The 21,235-nt window shown below is 41.2% G+C and carries 13 protein-coding genes; 10 read left to right on the top strand and 3 right to left on the bottom strand.

Going from position 1 to position 21,235, the window contains the following annotated elements:
- Positions 1 to 60: 60 nt before the first annotated feature.
- Complete coding sequence (locus tag OIZ54_RS02595; RefSeq protein WP_004587793.1) at positions 61 to 303, bottom strand: hypothetical protein; 243 nt, start codon at positions 301 to 303, stop codon at positions 61 to 63.
- 235 nt (positions 304 to 538) lie between these two features.
- On the opposite strand from OIZ54_RS02595, the gene OIZ54_RS02590 reads away from it, so the two are divergent.
- Complete coding sequence (locus tag OIZ54_RS02590) at positions 539 to 1,090, top strand: TIGR00645 family protein (RefSeq protein ID WP_264389618.1); 552 nt, start codon at positions 539 to 541, stop codon at positions 1,088 to 1,090.
- A 126-nt stretch (positions 1,091 to 1,216) separates the two neighbouring features.
- On the opposite strand, the gene OIZ54_RS02585 is transcribed toward OIZ54_RS02590, so the two are convergent.
- The gene (locus OIZ54_RS02585; RefSeq protein ID WP_096041840.1) at positions 1,217 to 2,842 is read right to left on the bottom strand and encodes an alpha-glucosidase family protein; all 1,626 of its coding nucleotides are present in this window, start codon (positions 2,840 to 2,842) and stop codon (positions 1,217 to 1,219) included.
- Positions 2,843 to 3,494: 652 nt separating this feature from the next.
- Here OIZ54_RS02585 and OIZ54_RS02580 point away from each other — a divergent pair.
- From OIZ54_RS02580 to OIZ54_RS02555, 6 genes are all read left to right on the top strand, one after another.
- A complete protein-coding gene (locus tag OIZ54_RS02580) occupies positions 3,495 to 6,281 on the top strand; it encodes a TonB-dependent receptor (protein ID WP_264389617.1) in 2,787 nt (928 codons plus the stop codon).
- A gap of 114 nt (positions 6,282 to 6,395) precedes the next feature.
- A complete protein-coding gene (locus OIZ54_RS02575; RefSeq protein WP_264389616.1) occupies positions 6,396 to 7,889 on the top strand; it encodes a tryptophan halogenase family protein in 1,494 nt (497 codons plus the stop codon).
- Positions 7,889 to 9,745 carry a glycoside hydrolase family 13 protein gene (locus tag OIZ54_RS02570; protein WP_264389615.1) on the top strand — a complete coding sequence of 619 codons (1,857 nt, stop codon included), beginning with the start codon at positions 7,889 to 7,891 and terminating at the stop codon, positions 9,743 to 9,745. The genes OIZ54_RS02575 and OIZ54_RS02570 overlap by 1 nt, the downstream gene beginning before the upstream one ends.
- Positions 9,746 to 9,833: 88 nt before the next feature.
- Positions 9,834 to 11,693, top strand: coding sequence for an alpha-amylase family protein (locus OIZ54_RS02565; protein WP_264389614.1), 1,860 nt, complete (start codon positions 9,834 to 9,836; stop codon positions 11,691 to 11,693).
- Entirely contained in the window at positions 11,686 to 13,185 is a 1,500-nt protein-coding gene (locus OIZ54_RS02560) for an MFS transporter (RefSeq protein WP_264389613.1), read from the top strand. Before OIZ54_RS02565 ends, OIZ54_RS02560 begins: the two co-directional genes overlap by 8 nt.
- 9 nt (positions 13,186 to 13,194) lie before the next feature.
- Positions 13,195 to 15,606: a glycoside hydrolase family 15 protein gene (locus tag OIZ54_RS02555; protein ID WP_264389612.1), complete on the top strand. Its 2,412-nt coding sequence runs from the start codon at positions 13,195 to 13,197 to the stop codon at positions 15,604 to 15,606.
- Positions 15,607 to 15,714: 108 nt separating this feature from the next.
- Here the strand turns inward: OIZ54_RS02555 and OIZ54_RS02550 are convergent, their stop codons facing one another.
- Positions 15,715 to 16,731: a LacI family DNA-binding transcriptional regulator gene (locus OIZ54_RS02550; protein WP_264389611.1), complete on the bottom strand. Its 1,017-nt coding sequence runs from the start codon at positions 16,729 to 16,731 to the stop codon at positions 15,715 to 15,717.
- Positions 16,732 to 17,010: 279 nt separating this feature from the next.
- Here OIZ54_RS02550 and glk point away from each other — a divergent pair, with 279 nt between their 5' ends.
- The 3 genes from glk to edd all read left to right on the top strand — a co-directional run bounded on the left by glk (position 17,011) and on the right by edd (position 21,227).
- Positions 17,011 to 18,003: a glucokinase gene (gene glk, locus OIZ54_RS02545; RefSeq protein WP_024034046.1), complete on the top strand. Its 993-nt coding sequence runs from the start codon at positions 17,011 to 17,013 to the stop codon at positions 18,001 to 18,003.
- 34 nt (positions 18,004 to 18,037) lie between these two features.
- On the top strand, positions 18,038 to 19,051 hold the full coding sequence (locus OIZ54_RS02540; RefSeq protein ID WP_024034047.1) for a LacI family DNA-binding transcriptional regulator: 1,014 nt from the start codon (positions 18,038 to 18,040) through the stop codon (positions 19,049 to 19,051).
- Between the two features lie 325 nt (positions 19,052 to 19,376).
- Positions 19,377 to 21,227 carry a phosphogluconate dehydratase gene (gene edd / locus OIZ54_RS02535; RefSeq protein WP_029773525.1) on the top strand — a complete coding sequence of 617 codons (1,851 nt, stop codon included), beginning with the start codon at positions 19,377 to 19,379 and terminating at the stop codon, positions 21,225 to 21,227.
- Positions 21,228 to 21,235 lie beyond the last annotated feature (8 nt).

Below are 21,235 nucleotides of genomic sequence, written 5' to 3'. Positions count from 1 at the left end.
CCGGTTTTTTTATGATTATATGCGTCGCAATGGCTTTATTAGCCGCATATTTTTTATTGTTTAGATTTGTACAGTAGATACTTTTTTGTAGCCTTCAGACTCTAATTCATCATTAACGCATTGAAGAACATAGCCAAATAGATCGTCGTTACTTACATCATCATCTTTAGCCCAATTTACACACATATCTGTGTATTCTTTAATTGTTTGTGCAGAAGCTACTGGTGCATCGTCTGCGATTGCAACCGTTGCAGATACAGCAAAAAGTGGTGCAACTATTAATGCTAGCAATGCTTTATTCATTTGTTGATTCCTAAATAAATGGTTTAACGATTTAAATACATTTTAAAGCTGTATTTAAATAGTGCCCAATGCAGAACAACTCTGTTGGTGTAGTAATTTTTAATCGAAATCAAAATAAAAGATAACGAAAAATTTTTATCGTCAAGATGAGTAAATTACGCTTAAATAATTATATAAGTAATTGTGTTGTAATAAATTATAAGCTAAGGTCGCTTTTTTATAAAAAGATAAGTTAATGTCAGAACACCAAGCAAAACCAACCAGTACGCCTCGTAAAATACACAAAGTAGAGCAGGGCTTAGAGTCGTTTATATTTAAAGGGCGCTGGTTATTAGCCCCGTTTTTTATAGGCCTACTATTTGCTGTAATATTGCTATTAATAAAGTTTTTTAAGCAACTTTATTTAATGGGTATTGCCACTTTTAGTGCAACAAACCAAGAGTTATTGGTGGGTGTACTTACCCTCGTTGATACCGCTTTACTGGCTGGTTTATTACTTATTATTATTTTTAGTGGTTATGAGAACTTTGTGTCAAAGCTTAATATTGAGGGCCACGAAGATAGGCCGTCATGGATGGGAAAAGTAGGTTTCTCAGGCTTAAAAATGAAGCTTATTAGCGCAATTGTTGCCATATCTGCGGTTGAGCTTTTAAAGGTATTTATTAATTCTAATATTCATTCAAGTGAGGAGCTATTTTGGAAAGTGATTATCCATGTCACCTTTGTAAGCTCTGGCGTGTTATTTGCGCTCACTGATTATTTAAATAGTAAAACACAATCACATTAGAAAGGTTAAGTGAGTGGTTTGGTGGCCTGTATTTCGTCTTAAAACCGGCTATAGCAGTCCCACTATTTGAGCGCACAAAAAAGCCCGATAAAATCGGGCTTTTGAGTATTATTAGTCAGGGCATTCTTATTTTACAAAAGCAAAGTAACAGCCAAAACCACTCATGTTTAGTTTATTACCATCTAAAGTAGCATTACAGTGAGATAGTGAGTCATGCGCCTCAGTCACTGTTTTAGTCAACTCAAATGTTTGATTGCTATCAGCTAAGTTAAACACACATAACATAGTTTGCTCGTTTAGCGTTCTGTAAAAAGCGAGGATAGGCTCAGCAGTATCAATAAACTTAATATCGCCTGCTAATAACACAGTATGCTGTTTACGCCATGCCATAAACTCACGATAAGCATTAAGTATAGAGTTTGCATCTTTATCTTGTACAGACACAGCCTGCTGCGTATGCGCGCTATCAACCGGTAACCACGGTTTAGCAGCACTAAATCCTGCGTTTTGTGTGTTGTTACCTTCCCATGGCATTGGCGTTCTACAGCCGTCGCGACCTTTAAAGTTTGGCCAAAAGGTAATGCCATATGGGTCTTGTAGGTCTTCAAATGCTACAGAGGCTTCACCTAGCCCCAGCTCTTCACCTTGGTACATACATACGCTACCACGTAATGAAGCAAGTAGGGCTGTAAGCATTTTGCATTGTGCTGGGTTTATTTCACCATTTTGGCTCCAGCGGCTCGCAACACGCTCTACATCATGGTTGCTAAACGCCCAGCACGGCCAACCTTCAGTCATGCGTTGCTCTAGAGTCTGTACGGTTTCTCTTATGTATTCACTTGAATAATCATCCGTGAGTAGCTCAAAACTGTAACCCATATGCAGCTTATCACCGCCTTGGGTATATTCTGCCATTGTTGCCAATGAATCTTCCGATGAAATTTCACCAAGTGATACAGTACCCGGGTATTTATTAAGTAGTGCTCGTATGTCTTGCATAAACTCAATGTTTTCTGGCTGGGTGTTATTATAATAATGGTACTGAAACGCGTATGGGTTATCTTCACTAAAGCCACGGCCTTGGCGTTTATCTTTAGGCTTTGCTGGATTGTCACGTAATTGTGCATCGTGGTAGCAAAAGTTAATAGCGTCTAATCTAAAACCATCTACACCTTTTTTAAGCCAAAACTCTACGTTTTCTAAAACAGCTTTTCTTACATCTGGGTTATGAAAGTTTAAATCAGGCTGTTCGGTTAAAAAGTTATGTAAATAGTATTGACCGCGACGAGGCTCCCATTGCCAAGCACCGCCACCAAAAATAGATAACCAGTTATTAGGCGCTGTGCCATCTTCTTTAGCATCCGCCCATACGTACCAGTCAGCTTTATCATTGTTTTGGTTTTCGCGGCTATCTAAAAACCATTGATGTTGGTCTGATGTATGGCTTAACACTTGGTCAATAATAATTTTAATGTCGCGTTTATGTGCTTGATCTATTAACTCATCAAAGTCGTTTAGGTCACCAAATATGGGGTCTATATCGCGATAGTCACTTATGTCGTAGCCAAAATCTTTCATTGGAGATTTGAAAAAAGGAGAAATCCAAATAGCGTCAACGCCTAAGCTTTTAATGTAATCAATGCGATTAATTATCCCTTTAAGATCACCAATACCATCGTTATTGCTGTCTTGAAAGCTTCGCGGGTAAACCTGATAAATAACCGCACCTTTATACCACTGCTGTTGGGCCATGCTTTTCTCCGTCGTTCCACACAGTATTTATATTGTTATTAGTTTGATTGAAACAATCACTAAATTTTCAAAAAGCATACGTGAAGGGTGCTGCTCTGTAAAAAGTCTGCATACGTATGCAGCTAATTTACTTACATAAAAGCGGTTTAAGCTAAGCGGAAAGTTACCCATAAAAACCGCTGCAGCAATTTTACCAATTGTGTTTATTTAAGTGTAACTAAAACAGCTGACTATTTTGGTGCTTATTTTTAAAGGGCTGCACAGCTTTGGTGATTCCACTCTTTGGTCAGACCAATTTAATCTGGTAATCTTTACAAAAGATATGCGTGTAAATTTATAAAAAACCTTTAATTAACGCTATTTACAAACGATGACAAAGGGATTTCAGGTAAATAATTGATGTATTTTTATAATGATAATAAATCACTAGGTTGCACCAATATAAAACTATTTAAAACAGTAGGTTAAAGTTTTATTTGTGAACACATTGTTAACTTTTAGCCTTTTGCATAGTACTGAATACGTATGCATAAAGTTGTTAATAAAATAATTCGAGCGTTAATATTGATGCTGACAACAAAATTAGCTCGCCTGTTTGACTATCACTCAAATAAAGAAGCGAGTATCACAATATGGGTAACGGGAAAACATCATGTCTATGTTCAAACCAAGTATATTAACGTTGGCAATGGCTACTGCAGGATTAGCAAGCTTTGCCTCTGTAGCAGCACAAGAAGATACAGTTAAAAATGATGACGTTGAGGTTATCGAAGTAAAAGGCTTTCGTGGCAGTGTTGTAGAATCAATCAACACAAAGCGTTTTTCTACTCAAGTCGTTGAGTCAATTTCAGCTGAAGATATAGGTAAACTTCCTGACTCGTCTATTGCTGAGTCTATTGCACGCTTACCAGGTTTAACGGCGCAGCGCCTAGATGGTCGCGCAAGTAGAGTATCAATTCGTGGATTTGGTGAAAACGAAAGTGGCACCACATTTAATGGCCGCGAGCAAGTATCTATTGGCGATAACCGTGGCGTAGAGTTTGACCTTTACCCATCAGAAATTATGAGCGGCGTTACCGTATATAAAACGCCTAATGCAAGTATTGAAGCAGAAGGTATTGCCGGTGTTATTAACATGCAAACAGTACGTCCTTTAAGCAAAGGCGAGCGTGTATTTCAAGTTAACGGCCAATACGAGCAAACTAGCTTTGATAAACTAAACCCAGACGGTAACGACGATGGTTACCGCGGTACTATTTCATACATTGATCAATTTGCAGATGACACCATAGGTGTTGCGTTTGCACTAAATACCATGAGCTCTCCAAATCAAGAAAAACGTTGGAACTCTTGGGGTTACCCTGAATTTACTGCTGATGATGGTCAAACGTACTCTATATTAGGGGGTGCAAAACCATTTGTACGTTCATCAACCCTAGAACGTGACTCAGCGATGCTCGTGCTAGAGGCCGCGCCTACAGACAAATTAAACATGACGTTTGATGCGTTATATGTTGATTTTACAGACGAAAAAATCTTACGTGGTATCGAAATTCCATTCGCATGGGGTCAAGGTTCGATTGACCCTGCAAGCGTAGCTGTAGATGACGCAAGTGGCTTTATTACCAGTGCGGTAACAAATGGCCAACGTGTGGTTGTGCGTAACGACTACGAAGAGCGTGAAGCAGAATTAACCGCGTTTGGCTTTAACACTAAATACGATATTGATGACTCGTGGTCAGTAGAGTTTGACGCAAGTTACTCTCAAGTAGACCGTAAAATTTGGAGTCTTGAGAGTTACTCTGGAACAGGCCGAGGCGATGCTCGCGGTGTTGCAGATAACCTAGGTTACACATTTAACGGTGGTAATACAGGTGCTACGTTTACTCACGATTTAGATTACAGCGATTACAGCTTAATGCAATTAGGTGGTCCTTTATCATGGGGTGCAAGCTCTGCTTTAAATGATAAATATGGCTTAACCGGCACCGAGTATGAAAACCAAGCGCAAGATGGTTTCATTAATGCACCTACAATTGAAGATGAGTTATCTACATTAAAACTAGCGGCATCTAAAGTATTAGAAAACGAATACTTCAGCTCAATTGAATTTGGTATGTCTTATAAAGAGCGCGAAAAAACCAAAGATTCGCAGGGCTTCTTTATGACGTTATCTGGGTTTTCACTTGATAACCCGGGTTTAGTTACCGTGCCAGAGCAGTATCGAATGGGCAGCGTTGATTTAGACTTTATTGGCATGGGCGATATGATTGCCTACGATGTAAATGGTCTTGTTAATGACGGCTACTACGACTTACTTGATGAAAGCTTAACAAATACTAGCCATTTAACTAAATCGTGGACCGTAAAAGAAGAAATTACCTCAGCGTTTGCACAAGCTAATATTAATGCAGAAGTAAGCGGCTTAGCGTTAACAGGTAATATAGGTGTACGTTACGTTCACACTGATCAGTCATCGCAAGGTAATGCATTTAGTACTGTAGATGGCATTGTTGTGGCATCACCTACCAATATTAGCCACGATTATTCACACGTTTTACCAAGTTTGAACTTATCACTTGCGATTGATGAGCAGCAAACAGTGCGTTTTGGTGCAGCTAAAACAATCTCACGCGCCCGCTTGGATGAAATGAACTCATCTATTGATGCATCATACAACACAACGCCTGATGAAAATGGTAACTACTGGTCTGTATCCGGTGGTAATCCTAATTTAGAGCCAAAAGAAGCAACTGGTTACGATTTAACGTACGAAAACTACTTTAGTGATGAAGGTTACTTCTCTGCTGCGTTTTTCTATAAAGACTTAACCCAGTGGATTTTTGACGGCACATACGAAATTGATATGTCGGGCGTTGCTGACCCATCAACAGGTGAAATACCAGCTACTTCTGAAGGTACTGGCAGTGGTAAAGTAAATGGCGGTGGCGGCGACCTATACGGTTACGAGCTATCTCTAGCGTTACCATTTAAAATTTTCCACCCGTCACTTGAAGGCTTTGGTTTAATTGCAAGCCATACAGGTATTGAGTCTGATATTGAAGATCAAAACGGTAATGAGTACGAGCTACCGGGTCTGTCTGACAAAATTCAGAGCTTAACGGTTTACTACGAAATGAATGGTATTCAACTGCGTACCAGCATGCGTAAACGTAGTGCCTTTAAAGGTGATGTATACGGGCTAGGTTTTGATACCGAGCAAGTGGATATCCTAGGCGAAACAATTTGGGACATTCAAGCGGGCTACGACTTTAGTGAGGCCGGTGTTGAAAGCCTTGAAGGGTTATCAATTCAGTTCCAAGTTCAAAACTTAACAGAAGAGCCGTTTACATCGCTTTCTGGCGATAACGCACTACAAGTTCGTGACTACCAAGATTACGGACGTACTTACTTGTTAGGCTTTAGCTACAAGCTATAATAAAGGTTGTGTGTAGGAGCCCTTGTAATTTGTTTTACAAGGGCTTTTTTATAGCTACTTTATCTAAATTTATCAAACTTAACAAAGCTTTAAACTGTAAACGTGGACAATAATATGAAACCAATAAAACACGTCGTAATCGCAGGCGGGGGCACGGCAGGGTGGATAACAGCCGCCTTGCTTAATAAAGTGTTAGGTAAAGTAATTAAAATAACCCTTATTGAGTCAAGTACTATTGGCACTATAGGCGTGGGTGAAGCAACAATTCCGCCTATTATTCAACTTAACAATGCACTGGGTATAAACGAGCAAGATTTTATAAACGCTACAAATGCATCTATAAAATTAGGAATTGAGTTCGAAAATTGGAAAACCCCCTCTCATAGCTACATGCATGCTTTTGGCTCATTTGGAAAAGACTTCCCCTTTTGCGATTTTTACAATTTTTGGGTAAAAGGGCATATTAGCGGTGCAGAAGAAAGCTTATGGGATTTTTCTCTTAACTACCAAGCGGCTAAACAGCATAAATTTGCACCCTTAAATACCCTACCTAATACACAATTGCCTGGCTTGAGTTATGCGTATCACTTTGACGCAACGTTATATGCTGAGTTTTTAAAAAAGCTCGCAACATCACGCGGTGTTGAGCATATTGATGCCAAAATAGAGCAGGTTGAACAATGCCCTCTATCAGGAAATATAAAATCATTAACCCTTGATAACACACAACAGATAAATGGCGACCTTTTTATAGACGCTACAGGCCAGCGCGCCTTACTCATAGAGCAAACCCTTAACACAGGTTTTGTCGATTGGTCTCATTATTTACCGTGTGATAGCGCCGTGGCGGTGCAGTCTCAAGGTACTAGCGAGCTAAAACCTTATACGCGTTCAATTGCACACAGCGCAGGCTGGCAGTGGCAAATACCGCTGCAAAGCCGAATAGGTAATGGCTTAGTGTATTGTAGTCGTTATTTATCTGACGATGCAGCAACGCAGTTATTAATAGATAATTTACCCGCTGAGCCAATGACTGAGCCGCGGGTGATTAAATTTAAAACAGGGCGGCGGTTAAAGCAATGGCATAAAAATGTGGTATCGGTTGGCCTTGCCAGTGGCTTTTTAGAGCCGCTAGAGTCTACCAGTATTCATTTAATACAAAGTGCCGTAACCCGTTTAATAAAGCTGTTTCCACACAATGGCATAAGCGAAGCTTTAGTTACTGAATTTAATAAGCAAAGCGTGATAGAAATAGAGCACATTCGTGATTTTATAATATTGCATTACGCACTAACAGCGCGAGAGGACTCCCCATTTTGGCGACAATGTAAGCAAATGGACATTCCTGACTCATTGGCTCACAAGCTCAAATTATTTAAGCAAACCGGCAAAGTAGTGCGCGAAAACGACGAATTATTTGCCGAAGTTGCCTGGCAACAGGTGTTTATTGGCCAAGGACTTATCCCCGAAGATTACAACAGCATTGTTGACTCACTCAGTAGTGAACAACTAAACGATTTATTCACAACACTAAAAACGCTTATTACCTCAACGGTAGATCAATTACCCACTCATAAAGATTTTTTAGCAAAAATTAAAAAGGCCTGATGATGCAACTTTTAAAAAAACTTTTACTTGTAAGTGCCTGTACTTTACCAACCACTAGCTACGCACTTGACGTTGAGCCAGCTAATTGGTGGGTTGGCATGAACAAAAACACGATTACCATCATGGTTCATGAGCAAAATATTGCAAACGAGCAAATTAAATTAGCTAAATACAACGGCGTTAAGTTAAATAAAGTAACCCGTACCGATAATCCAAATTATGTATTTTTAAATATTACCATTACCGACGCCGCTAAAGCCGGAACGCTTGAATTTAATAGCAGCGAAACGAGCAATAACTTTGAGTTTCCACTTCTTGAGCGAGATAAAAACAGCGCTCAGCGTCAAGGGTTTACATCAGCTGATACGCTTTATTTAATTAACCCAGATCGCTTTGCTAATGGTGATAAACAAAACGATACCGTCCCAAGCATGTTAGAAGCGGCAAACCCGAGTATAAAAGGTGGGCGCCACGGTGGTGATATTCAGGGCGTTATAAACGCGCTTCCCTATTTAAACGATTTAGGCGTAACACAGCTTTGGTTAACCCCAGTGCTTGAAAACAACATGCCTAATTATTCTTATCATGGTTATGCAATTACAGACTTTTATAAGGTTGACCCACGCATGGGCTCAAACCAGTTATACAAAACGTTATCAGTAAAAGCCAAAGAGCAGGGTATAGGGCTGGTAATGGATATGGTCCTTAACCATTTTGGCTCTGAGCATACTTGGGTTAACGATAAGCCAACTAAAGATTGGATTAACTTTAATGGTGAGTTTAATAAAGGCAAAAATGCCACCAGCCATGCGCGCCAAACCATACAAGACCCACACGCCAGTGAATACGACAAGCGCCAGTTTAACGATGGCTGGTTTGTAGAAACCATGCCTGATTTAAATCAGCGCCAACCACTGTTAAGTGAATACTTAATTCAAAATGCGATTTGGTGGATAGAATACGCTGATTTAAGCGGCATACGTGTTGATACCTACTCTTACTCAGATAAAGCATTTTTGAGTGATTGGACAAAAGCCATAATGCAAGAGTACCCAGATTTTAATATTGTTGGAGAAGAGTGGACGTCTAACCCTGCTATTGCCTCTTACTGGCAACGTGGAAAGCATAACCAAGATGGCTATACATCAAGCTTACCAAGCGTGATGGACTTTTCGTTGCAAGAGTCGGTAATTCAAGCGCTAAATGAAGATGAAAGCTGGAACACGGGTTGGGTTAAAGTATATGAATCGTTAGCTAATGACTTTTTATACCCTGATACAAATAACATTATGGTATTTGCCGATAACCACGATATGAGCCGTGTTTACACTGAGCTTGGCCAAGATGTAGCCAAAACAAAAATGGCGATGACCTTGTTTTTAACTACACGTGGCATAGCGCAAATGTATTACGGTACGGAAGTACTATTAGATAACACCCCAAGTAAAGACCATGGTGATATTAGAATCGACTTCCCCGGCGGGTTTGAAGGCCAAACTCGTAATGCCTTTACCAAAGAGGGCTTAACAAAGCAGCAAAAAGAGATGCATAACACCATCAGTACGCTGCTTAACTTTAGAAAAAACAGCTCAGCATTAGATAAAGGAAAGCTTGTACACTTTACGCCTCAACAAGGGGTTTATAGTTATGCGCGTATTAGTGACGAGCAAACTGTGTTGGTATTTATGAATAAAAACACACAAGCGCTACAAAAAAATATTGAGTATATGCAAGAGGTAATGCCTAACAGCACAACAGCATTTAATTTATTTACTCAAAAAACACAAAAGCTTGGCAAAACCATTGAATTACCAGCGATGAGCGCAACGGTACTCGTTATAAATACACCACAATAGTGACCTGAATACGTATGCAGCAACTGTATGGTTGCTGCAGTAATCTTTAGTATAAAGTTAATAACAATACTGACAAAAAAGACACACAATGAAAAAATCAGTTTATGTACCCGCAGTACTGTGTAGTGCACTTATTGCTACAGGGTGTTCAGAAAATAACAAACCTGAGCAACAGCAAGCACCTGCCCACACGCAAAATGAGCTTACCAAGCCGGTTGTATATCAAGTATTTACCCGTTTGTTTGGTAATACCGAAACAGCAAATGTGCCATGGGGCACTAAAGATCAAAACGGCGTAGGTAAATTTGCCGACTTTAACGATGCAGCCCTCAAAGGCATTAAAGAGCTAGGTACCACGCACGTTTGGTATACCGGTGTATTACACCACGCGTTAGTGGGCGATTATACCGACTACGGTATTTCACAAGATGACCCCGATGTAGTAAAAGGCCGCGCAGGGTCACCGTACGCAATTAAAGATTACTACGATGTTAACCCCGATTTAGCCGTTAATGTAACAAACCGTATGGGAGAGTTTAGCCAGCTTATTGAACGTACACATAGCCACGGTATGAAAGTCATTATTGATATAGTGCCTAACCATGTTGCCCGTAATTATCAATCACTTGGAAAGCCTAAAGGCGTAGAGGATTTCGGCGCACAAGACGACACCAGTAAAACGTACGATAAAAATAACAACTTTTATTATGTGCCTGGGCAGTCATTTCAAGTGCCTACCTCTACAACTTATACCGTGTTAGGTGGAAAGGCTCACCCACTTGCGGATGGCTTTTTTGATGAAACACCTGCTAAATGGACAGGTAACGGTGCCCGTGCACCAAAACCCGACATTAACGATTGGTACGAAACAGTAAAAGTAAATTATGGCGTAAAGCCTGATGGTAGCTACGATTTTGCTCAGCTGCCAAACGACTATAAAGACAAAGATTACCGTGCTCATTATGCGTTTTGGCAAGATAAAGAGCTACCAGATAGCTGGTACAAATTTAGAGACATTGCGCTTTTTTGGCTAGACAAAGGCGTTGATGGCTTTAGATACGACATGGCCGAAATGGTACCGGTTGAATTTTGGAGCTTTTTAAATTCGTCAATAAAAATGCAAAAAAGCGATGCCTTTTTATTGGCCGAAGTATATAACCCGTTAATGTACCGCGCGTATATTCAGCAAGGTAAAATGGATTACCTTTACGATAAAGTCGGCTTTTACGATACCTTAAAAGCGATAATGAAACTTAAACAACCTGCCAATAGTATTTTTGATGCGCATCAAAGTGTGCTCGATATAGAGCAACATATGCTGCACTTTTTAGAAAATCACGACGAGCAACGAATCGCAAGCCCAGGCTTTGCAGGTAATGCCCAGTGGGGTAAACCTGCTTTAGTTGTCTCTAATTTAATTAGCCGCGCGCCAACACTTTTATATTTTGCTCAAGATGTGGGAGAAGATGGCTCTGAAAAAGCGGGGTTTGGAGCGCCGACACGTACCAGTATTTTTGACTACATTGGCGTACCAGCGCACCAAGCATGGATGAATAACGGGAAATTTGATGGCGCTAACTTAACTGCAGCGCAAGTAGCACTTCGTGAATACTACAAAGCGGTTATGTCACTTAATAGTTTACCTGCTGTAGTAGGCGGAGAAATGTCGGCACTTAACCTTGTAGGAAGTGAACGTGTTGTTGGTTTTACCCGCTCTTTAGGCCTGCAAAGTGTCTATGTGTTAAGTAACTTTAGCGAGCAGCCACAAACAGTTACGGTTAATTTATCAAAGGCACAATTAGGTGCAATGAGTGAGAATACGCTATTAAATGATTTACTTGAAAATCACACCACCGAGCTTAAAGCTCACCCGCAAGGCGCTACATTTAACCTCACACTTGATGCATTTAGCAGCGCAGTATTAACAAATAAGGCTAATAATGAATAATCAAAATAATAATACCGATAAGCCAAATTTAAGTTTTTGGCAAATATGGAACATGTGCTTTGGCTTTTTAGGCATACAATTTGGTTTTGCCCTGCAAAACGGCAATGTGAGCCGAATATTTCAAACATTAGGCGCACAAGTTGATGATATTCCCATTTTGTGGGTTGCAGCCCCGCTTACAGGCTTAATTGTTCAGCCTATTATAGGCTATTGGAGCGATAAAACGTGGGGGCGCTTTGGCCGTCGTCGCCCGTTCTTTTTTATAGGTGCAGTGTTAACAACGCTTTCACTATTTATTATGCCGCATTCACCAACGCTTTGGATTGCCGCGGGTATGTTATGGATCATGGATGCGTCAATCAACGTAACCATGGAACCGTTTAGAGCACTTGTTGGTGATAACTTGCCAGAAAAGCAACGCGCGACAGGTTACGGTTTACAAAGCTTTTTTATTGGTATTGGGGCGGTGTTAGCCTCAGCGCTACCATGGATGATGACCAACTGGTTTGATGTAAGTAATACCGCAGCCCCAGGGCAAATTCCTGAATCTGTTAAATACTCATTTTATTGGGGCGGGGTGGTGTTACTTGTTGCCGTGCTTTGGACCGTAGCACGTACTAAAGAATACAGCCCTGAGCAATTAGCGGCTTTTGAAAAGCAAAGCGCTCAACCTACAACAAGCAAAGTGGTTGATATTAACTTTAATAAAGGTGCCATTATTTTTGTGGTACTGGGTTTAGCAACTCTTGCATTAGTCATGGGCTTATCCCTTGAAAAAGAATTATACCTACTTGCTGGTGGTTTATTAGCGTTTGGTATTGTGCAGTGGATTGCAGCGGCGCTTAAAAGTGCGAATAAAACCCAAAATGGTTTTTACCAAGTAGTACAAGATGTATTTACTATGCCAGATGCCATGAAGCAGCTTGCTTGGGTGCAGTTTTTTAGCTGGTTTACTTTATTTGCTATGTGGATTTATACCACCGCTGCAGTAACAAGCTTTCATTATGGTAGTAGCGATGCAACTTCTAAAGCATTTAACGATGGTGCAGATTGGGTGGGTATTTTATTTGCCGCCTACAATGGATTTGCCGCAATTGCCGCTATGTGTATTCCGTTTTTAGTTAAAAAAATGGGATTAAAAGGCGCGCATTGCTTTAATTTATTGCTGGGCGCGTTAGGTCTTGCAAGCTTCATGTTTATTCAAGACCCTAAAATGCTACTTATACCTATGATAGGCGTAGGGTTTGCTTGGGCGTCTATTTTATCACTCCCGTATGCCATGTTAAGTAACGCACTACCGAGTAACAAAATGGGCGTTTATATGGGGATTTTTAACTTTTTTATAGTTATACCTCAGTTACTTGCCGCCAGTGTTTTAGGGCTTATTTTACGCCACGTATTTTCTAATCAGCCTATTTACGCATTATTAATTGGTGCAGCTTCGTTTGTTGTTGCTGCTGTTGCAGTAATGCGCGTTAAAAATTCTCATTAAGGACACACAATGAAAAAATATAACCTTATAACCGCCTCTCTTTTAACGTTAGGTTTAACGGCTTGCGGCGCTCAAAACACAAGCACGACTAACGAAAGTACCACAGCACAGGTTACATCGGCACCAGGTGCCCCAGGCGCAGATCCTTTTTGGGCTTATGCGGGTAAAACAGGTATTGGTACATCATACGAGCAATACCAAAACGGCCAATACACTGATGCAGCTACAACGGGGGATGTGTCTAAAGTATGGTTTTCAATTGCTAAAGGTATGATCACCGAAACCATGTTTGGGCTTATTCACCAAGCACAAATAAAAGACATGCAATTTATAGTAACAGGTAAAGATTTTACCGTTAGTGAAGCGGATGATTTAAATGTCACCATTGATTACTTACATAAAGATGCACAAGGTCGCCCGTTATCGCTGGCTTATAAAGTAACAAGCACTGATAAACAAGGCCGCTTTAGCCTAGAAAAACACATATTTACTGACCCAGATGGGCAAACCCTGTTTGTACGCAGCGTATTTAATACTGAGCTTGAAGGGCTAAAAGCGTATGTGTCTGTTAATCCGTACATTAATAATAACGGCTTAGGTGACTTTGCTAAAACAACAGAGCAAGGCCTAGTAGCATGGGAAAACGATAACTATCTATCACTTCAATCCGCGTCACCATTTAAAGCAAAAACGGTAGGGTTTACAGGAAAAAGTGACGGCATTAATGCACTTAAAACTACGCAATCTATAACTACCCAATACACAAATACCGGCGAAACTGCTGGTAATGTGAGCATGCTTGCAGAGCTTGGCGAGATAAGTGCAAATACTACTTTTGATTTAGCCCTTAGCTTTGGCAAAACGCAGCAGCAAAGTATACAGCAAGGCGAAAAAAGCTTAGCTAAAGGGTACCAAACGGTGCTCGATCACTACAACGGCAAAGGAGAAGCGCTAGGTTGGGAAGATTACCTACAAAGCCTAAAACCACTTAATACCATGGTTGAACAAACAGCCGATAACGGTAAGCTTTTATACACCAGCGCCATGGTATTAAAAGCACAAGAAGATAAAACACACGCAGGAGCATTAATTGCTTCTTTATCTAACCCATGGGGCGAAACGGTTTCAGCCAAAGAAGGTTCTACGGGTTATAAAGCGGTATGGGTGCGCGATTTTTATCAAGTAGCCATGGCATTTATGGCGCTTGGCGATACTGCCACAGCAAAAACAGCGTTCGAATACCTTGAAAAAGTGCAAGTAAACAGCAAAACACCAGGCAATAAAGGCGATACAGGCTGGTTTTTACAAAAAACACACGTCGATGGTGAATTAGAATGGGTAGGCGTACAGCTTGACCAAACCGCTATGCCTATCATGCTGGCATGGAAGTTACATAAAGCCAACGTACTTAGCGATGAAGAGCTAAAAAGCTGGTACGGAAAAATGTTAAAACCAGCGGCAGATTTTTTAGTCGAGGGGGGACTTGCTAAAATTTTGTGGAACGACACACAAATTACACCACCGGCAACACAACAAGAGCGCTGGGAAGAGCAAAGCGGTTATTCGCCATCTACAACTGCAGCAATAGTGGCAGGCCTTATTACCGCAAGCGATATCGCAACGCTTAGTGGCGATGATAAAAACGCGCAGCGCTACCTTGCCACGGCTAAAAAATACAGCAGCGATATTGAATCGCAAATGTTTACTACCGAAGGTAACTTAAAAGGCGAAAATAGCGATGGCGAATACTTTATTCGTATAGGCCAAGATACCGATGCAAACTCAAATACTAAAATTAACGCTAATAATGGCCGTGAAGGGTTTAATAAAAAGCAAATCTTAGATGGCGGGTTTTTAGAGCTAGTACGCTATGGTGTACGCGGTGCAAATGATGAAAGCATCGTTAAAACACTACCTGAGTATGACGATGAAACACTTGAAGATAACCTACAAGTTAAATACAGCTTTAGTTTTGAGGATGGCAGCGGCACTTTTGCAGGCTACCGCCGCTATGGCAATGATGGTTACGGTGAAGATGAAGTTAAAGGCACAAACTATGCTGAGGGTGGCAGCAATACACCAGGCCAACGTGGGCGTGTATGGCCATTTTTCACCGGTGAGCGCGGGCATTACGAAATCGCAGCAGCTAATGCAAACAACGCTCTGGATGATGCTAAACAAGCGCAAATTAAAAACAGCTATGTGAAAGGCTTAGAGCAATTTGCTAATAACGGCCTTATGTTACCAGAGCAAGTATGGGATGGTGTAGGGGTTAACAAAGCAGGTTATGAGCTAGGCGAGGGGACTAATTCAGCAACACCATTGGCATGGACTCATGCCGAGTATATTAAATTAGTCCGTTCATTGAGCGACAAACAAGTTTGGGATCATTATCCCGTTGTTGAGAAAGCTTTAAAATAAGGCTAGTTCAAAATGTAAAATTAAAGCCACGGTTAACAGCCGTGGCTTTTTTGTATCTAAGTGGGGCTTTAATGTTTAATAAGCACAATGAAGTTGAGTGATAAATTCTTAACTAGACCCTCTGGCAATTAATACCGGCGGTAAAAGGGTGCTTTGCACTTCTTCTTCACGTATTAATTTAAGTAAGTTCTCTACTAACATTTGCCCTGCAACGGTGGTGTCTTGCGCTATGGTTGTAAGCGGTGGGTTTATGTAGCTTGCAATGGCTATGTTATCAAAACCGACCACGGCCACTTCGTTAGGAACATTAATATTGGCTTCTTTTAAAGCGCGAATTGCACCAATGGCAATTAAATCACTGGCGGCAAATAAGGCGTTAAATTTTATGTTATTTGCAATAAGTGAGCGTGTAGCATGATAACCAGACTCTTCAGTTGAAATAGCATTGGCCATTTTTCGCTCATTAATGGTTATACCATTAGTAAGTAGCTCATCTTTAAACCCCTGAAAGCGGGCAAAAAATTCTGGGCTGTGATCAGATGCATCACCGATAAACGCGCAATCGGTGCGGCTATGGGCAATTAAATGGCCAGCGGCTAGTTTGCCCCCGCCGTAATTGTCGCAGCATACAGTAAGATCTGGACGGTTATCTACTGTGGCGCCCCAGCATACAAACTTAGTGTTTTGGTCAAGCAAGGTTTTAAATTTTGGTTGAAAGTCTATGTAATCACCATAGCCGAGCAAAATAATGCCATCGGCTCTGTGGCTGTCTTCGTAGTCGGCTTGCCAATCGGCGCTAGCTGATTGAAACGACACTAATAAGTCGTAACCTTCTTTTGCACACGCACGGGTAATACTGCCCAGCATTGATAAAAAGAATGGATTTATTTGTGATTCATCTGATGTTGGGTCTTCAAACAACAATAGCGCAAGGGTACTACTTTGCTGAGTACGTAAGTTACTGGCATTTTTATCAACTTTATAGTTAAGTTGTTTTGCTATGTCGTGGACGCGTTTGCGTGTTTCTTCATTAACAAGGGGGCTGTTACGTAAAGCGCGAGATACAGTTGATTGTGAAACCCCTGCATAATGGGCAATGTCAAATGAGGTGGCTTTACCTTTCATTGTTACAACTTAATTAAATGCTAAATAATTGTGTCATTTTCGACTATTAGTGAATTATTTCAAGCTTTTTGCGATTTATTATTGATCTAATCCTGACACCGGTGTCATAATGCCAATGTTTTATCATTTTGTTGTCAAAACGTATTAGCTGCTATTTTATATAGCAGCCTTTTTTACTGTGATAGCTACTTTGAGGTGATAGCTCAAAGTGTATAAATAACAACGCATAGCTGTTGTAAAATAATAAGCATAAGCCGCTTACACAAAAGAGATAATACCATGAGCCAAAATTCTTCTGCCCAGTTTAACCCTATCTTAGTTGCCGATATTGGTGGCACCAATGCGCGCTTTGCATTAATTACCGACTTTAATGAGCAAACTAACCAGTTTGTTATTGAGCATATTAACATATTTCCCAGTGCTAATTTTGGCTCATTAGAAAGCGCACTTGAACAATACCTAACAACGATTCCCCATGTTACGCCAACTCAGGCATGCTTAGCTGTTGCAGGCCCTATAAAAGCAGGTCAAGTGCATTTAACCAATTTAGGTTGGCATTTTAGTGTTAGTGAATTTAAAGCACATTTTAATCTAACACAATTAGAAGTAATTAATGACTTTGCTGCGTTTGCTTATGCAGCACCTTATTTAGACTCAACGCAAAACATTACTATTAAGCCTGGTCAAGCCGATGCAAATGCAAATATTGGTGTTATGGGCCCAGGTACTGGCTTTGGTGCTGCGTGTTTAGTGCGTACCGCGCAGTCAACTGCAGTATTAAGCTCTGAGGGCGGGCATATGTCGCTTGCTCCTGTGAACGAGTTAGACGCTTTATTAATTAACGAGCTTCGTAAAGAGCACCCTCATGTATCTATAGAAACTGTTTTTTCAGGCCCAGGTATTGCCCATTTATACAAAGCAATGGCAGCCGTGAAAGGGGTTACAGCTAAAAATTTAGATGCAGCACAAATTAGTAGCCTTGCGAATAGTGGCGAGTGTGAAGTGTGCGATGCAACGCTTAATCAGTTTTGTGACTGGATTGGCAGTGTGGCAGGCGATTTAGCGGTAGTATACGGCGCATTAGGTGGCCTATTTATAGGCGGCGGTATTTTACCGCGCATGCAAACACGATTACTTGAAAGCCGCTTTGTAGAGCGTTTTTCGCAAAAAGGTGTTATGTCGCAATATGCAGGGCAAATTCCAGTTACTTTAGTAACACAAGATAACATACCGCTAATTGGGGCGGGTGCGTGTTTATATAACAGCAAGTAAATTTGCTTAATGGTTGTATTTGGATAATGAACAAATGAAAAAAGTAACCATAAATAGCGTAGCAAGCCATGCGGGGGTTTCTAAAAAAACCGTGTCGCGGGTTTTAAATAATGAGCCTAACGTGAGTGCAGCTACGCGAGAAAAAGTACTTAAAGTATTTAAAGAGCTTGATTACACGCCTAACCCAATAGCACGCGGGCTTGCGCAAAATCGCAGCTTTATTATTGGCTGCCTATACGACAACCCCAGTAAAAGTTATATAACACGCGTACAAACGGGTGCGCTTGCTGCCTGTAAAGAGAATAACTACAACTTATTAATACACCCGTGCGAATTACGTGGCGATGATTTAATTAACGATATAGAGCAGTTATTACAAACCTCGCGTTTAGATGGCGTAGTACTTACCCCGCCATTTGGTGATTTTGAAAAACTCGCTAATTTTTTAAAAGCTAAAAAAATACCCTATGCACGGGTTGCATCGGCACTGCTAGAAGATGATTCAATTTCAGTGCGCAGTAATGACGAGCAGGGCGCTTATGAAATAACCGAGCACTTAATTTCGCTTGGCCATAAGTCGATTGCTTTTATTAAAGGCCACCCTGATCACAGTGCTACACAACAGCGCTTTAAAGGTTACAGACGAGCGTTGGCAAGCCACGGTATAGAATTTGACGAGCGCCTAGTAGAAGAGGGTAACTTTAGTTATCACTCAGGTGTAGACAGTGCGCGCAGCATTTTAGATTTATCGCCACGTCCTACTGCGGTATTTGCATCAAACGATTACATGGCGGCGGCGGTATTAAAACTTGCCACACAGCGCCAATTACGCGTACCCGATGATATTTCTATTGCAGGGTTTGATAATGCACCAATTGCTCGCCATATATGGCCGGGCTTAACGACTATTGCACAACCTGTTGAAGAAATGACTAAACAAGCTGTTACGCAGCTTATATCGCATATTTCGCAGCCACAAGAGCAGCCGTATCAGGTAACGCTAGAATCACGTTTAATTACCCGCGAGTCTACTGCTGCAATAAAATAACCCCCTTTTTTGTTTTTCACAGTAACCCGAATTTGAGTGACGCTTATTCGGGTTTTTTTTGTGCGGATTTTAGCAAATAAACTAAAATTAGCATGGTCATTAATTGGTCACGTTAAAATTTTACACTATTTTTGTTACTCAGGGTTGACACCGGTGTCAATGCTATGCGTTAATACAGTGACACCGGTGTCAGGGTTGTTGTGAGAGGCTCCCTGGTAGCGTACCTTTGAACGGGTAAATCAAAGATGCTCAGTGCAGTTATTTACGTGGAGTCTGTAATTGCTACTGAGCCTTTTTCCTCTAACTAATAGAGATGAGCTAAATTATGTTGCACCCTCGCATTGAAGAAGTCACCCAACGCGTTATTGAACGCAGTAAACAAACCCGTCAAGATTATTTAGATCGTATTTCGCACGCAAAAAAACAAACAAGAGTCCGTGCCGGGCTAGGCTGCGGAAACATCGCTCACGTTATGGCTGCGTGTAGCAGCGACGACAAAGCGCGCTTAAAGGCTGATGAGCAGCCAAATCTTGCTATTATCAACTCATATAACGATATGCTTTCGGCCCATGTGCCATACAAAGATTTCCCAGATTTAATTAAAGACCTTGCTACTAAGTACGACGCCACTGCCCAAGTTGCAGGCGGTGTACCAGCAATGTGTGATGGCGTTACGCAAGGGCGTGACGGCATGGAATTATCGCTTTTTTCTCGCGACGTAATTGCTATGTCTACAGCGGTATCACTATCGCATGACGTATTTGACGGCGTTTTTTGTTTAGGCGTATGTGACAAAATTGTCCCAGGTTTATTAATTGGTGCCTTATCTTTTGGTCACTTACCGGTATTCTTTTTACCTGCTGGGCCAATGCAATCTGGTATTCCTAACAAAGAAAAAGCACGTATTCGCCAAAAATTTGCACAAGGTTTAGTAAGCCGTGAAGACTTACTTGAAGCTGAAAGCGCCTCGTACCACAGCGCAGGTACGTGTACGTTTTACGGTACTGCTAACTCAAACCAAATGTTAATGGAAATAATGGGCTTACACCTTCCAGGTAGCTCGTTTATTAACCCTTACACTGAGCTTCGCGATGGTTTAACAGGTAATGCTGTAGAAACCATGCTTAAGCAGCTTACAGATGATAAAGAAAGCCCGTGTTTAGCAGATGTAATCAGCGAAAAAACCATTATTAATGGTTTAGTTGGCTTGCTATCTACAGGTGGCTCAACTAACCACGCTATTCATATTGTTGCTATCGCAAAAGCGGCGGGTATTCAAGTAACGTGGAAAGACATGTCTGATTTATCAGAAGTTGTACCACTACTTACGCGTATTTACCCTAACGGCTCAGCCGATGTAAACCATTTCCAAGCCGCAGGCGGTATGGGCTTCTTAATGCGTGAATTAGCCGGCGCAGGTTACTTGCATACTGATGTTAAAACAATGCTTGGTGAAGGCCTAGCGCCTTACATGATGGAGCCGCGTTTAGATAAAGACGACAGCTTAATTATGAGCAACTCAACAGGCCCTTCAAAAGTGAAATGGGTAGATTGCCCAGAAAACTCACTCGATGAAGAAGTACTGCGTCCAATTAGCAATCCATTTAGCAAGCAAGGCGGCCTACAACTACTTACGGGTAACCTAGGTAAAGCCGTCATTAAAGTGTCTGCTGTAGCCACTGAGCACCAAGTAGTAACAGCCCCAGCTAAAGTATTTAGCTCACAAGGCGAACTGCAAGAGGCATACAGCCGTGGCGAGTTAAACCAAGACTTTATTGCCGTGCTTAAAGAGCAAGGCCCTAAAGCGAAAGGTATGCCAGAGCTGCATAAATTAACGCCTGTAATGGCAACACTTCAAGACGAAGGCTTTAAAGTAGCCATTGTGACTGATGGCCGTATGTCGGGCGCATCAGGTAAAGTACCTGCTGCTATTCACTTAGCGCCAGAAGCTGTTGAAGGTGGCATTATTGCAAAAATTCTTGAGGGCGATTTAGTAACACTGGATGCGCCAAACGGAATATTAAAAGTACATGTTAGCGACGAAGAGCTTGCTAAGCGTGAACTACAACTTAGCCAACCAAGCTTAACCTTTGGTACCGGCCGAGAGTTATTTACTGGATTTAGAAATATTGTAAGCAGCGCCGATTTAGGTGCGAGTGCTTTTGGACTTGAATAATAATTGCC

Origin of the sequence: Pseudoalteromonas sp. A3 (assembly GCF_025942345.1) — a bacterium.
Lineage (GTDB): Bacteria > Pseudomonadota > Gammaproteobacteria > Enterobacterales > Alteromonadaceae > Pseudoalteromonas > Pseudoalteromonas atlantica.
This window is presented reverse-complemented; position numbering and strand designations above follow the sequence as displayed.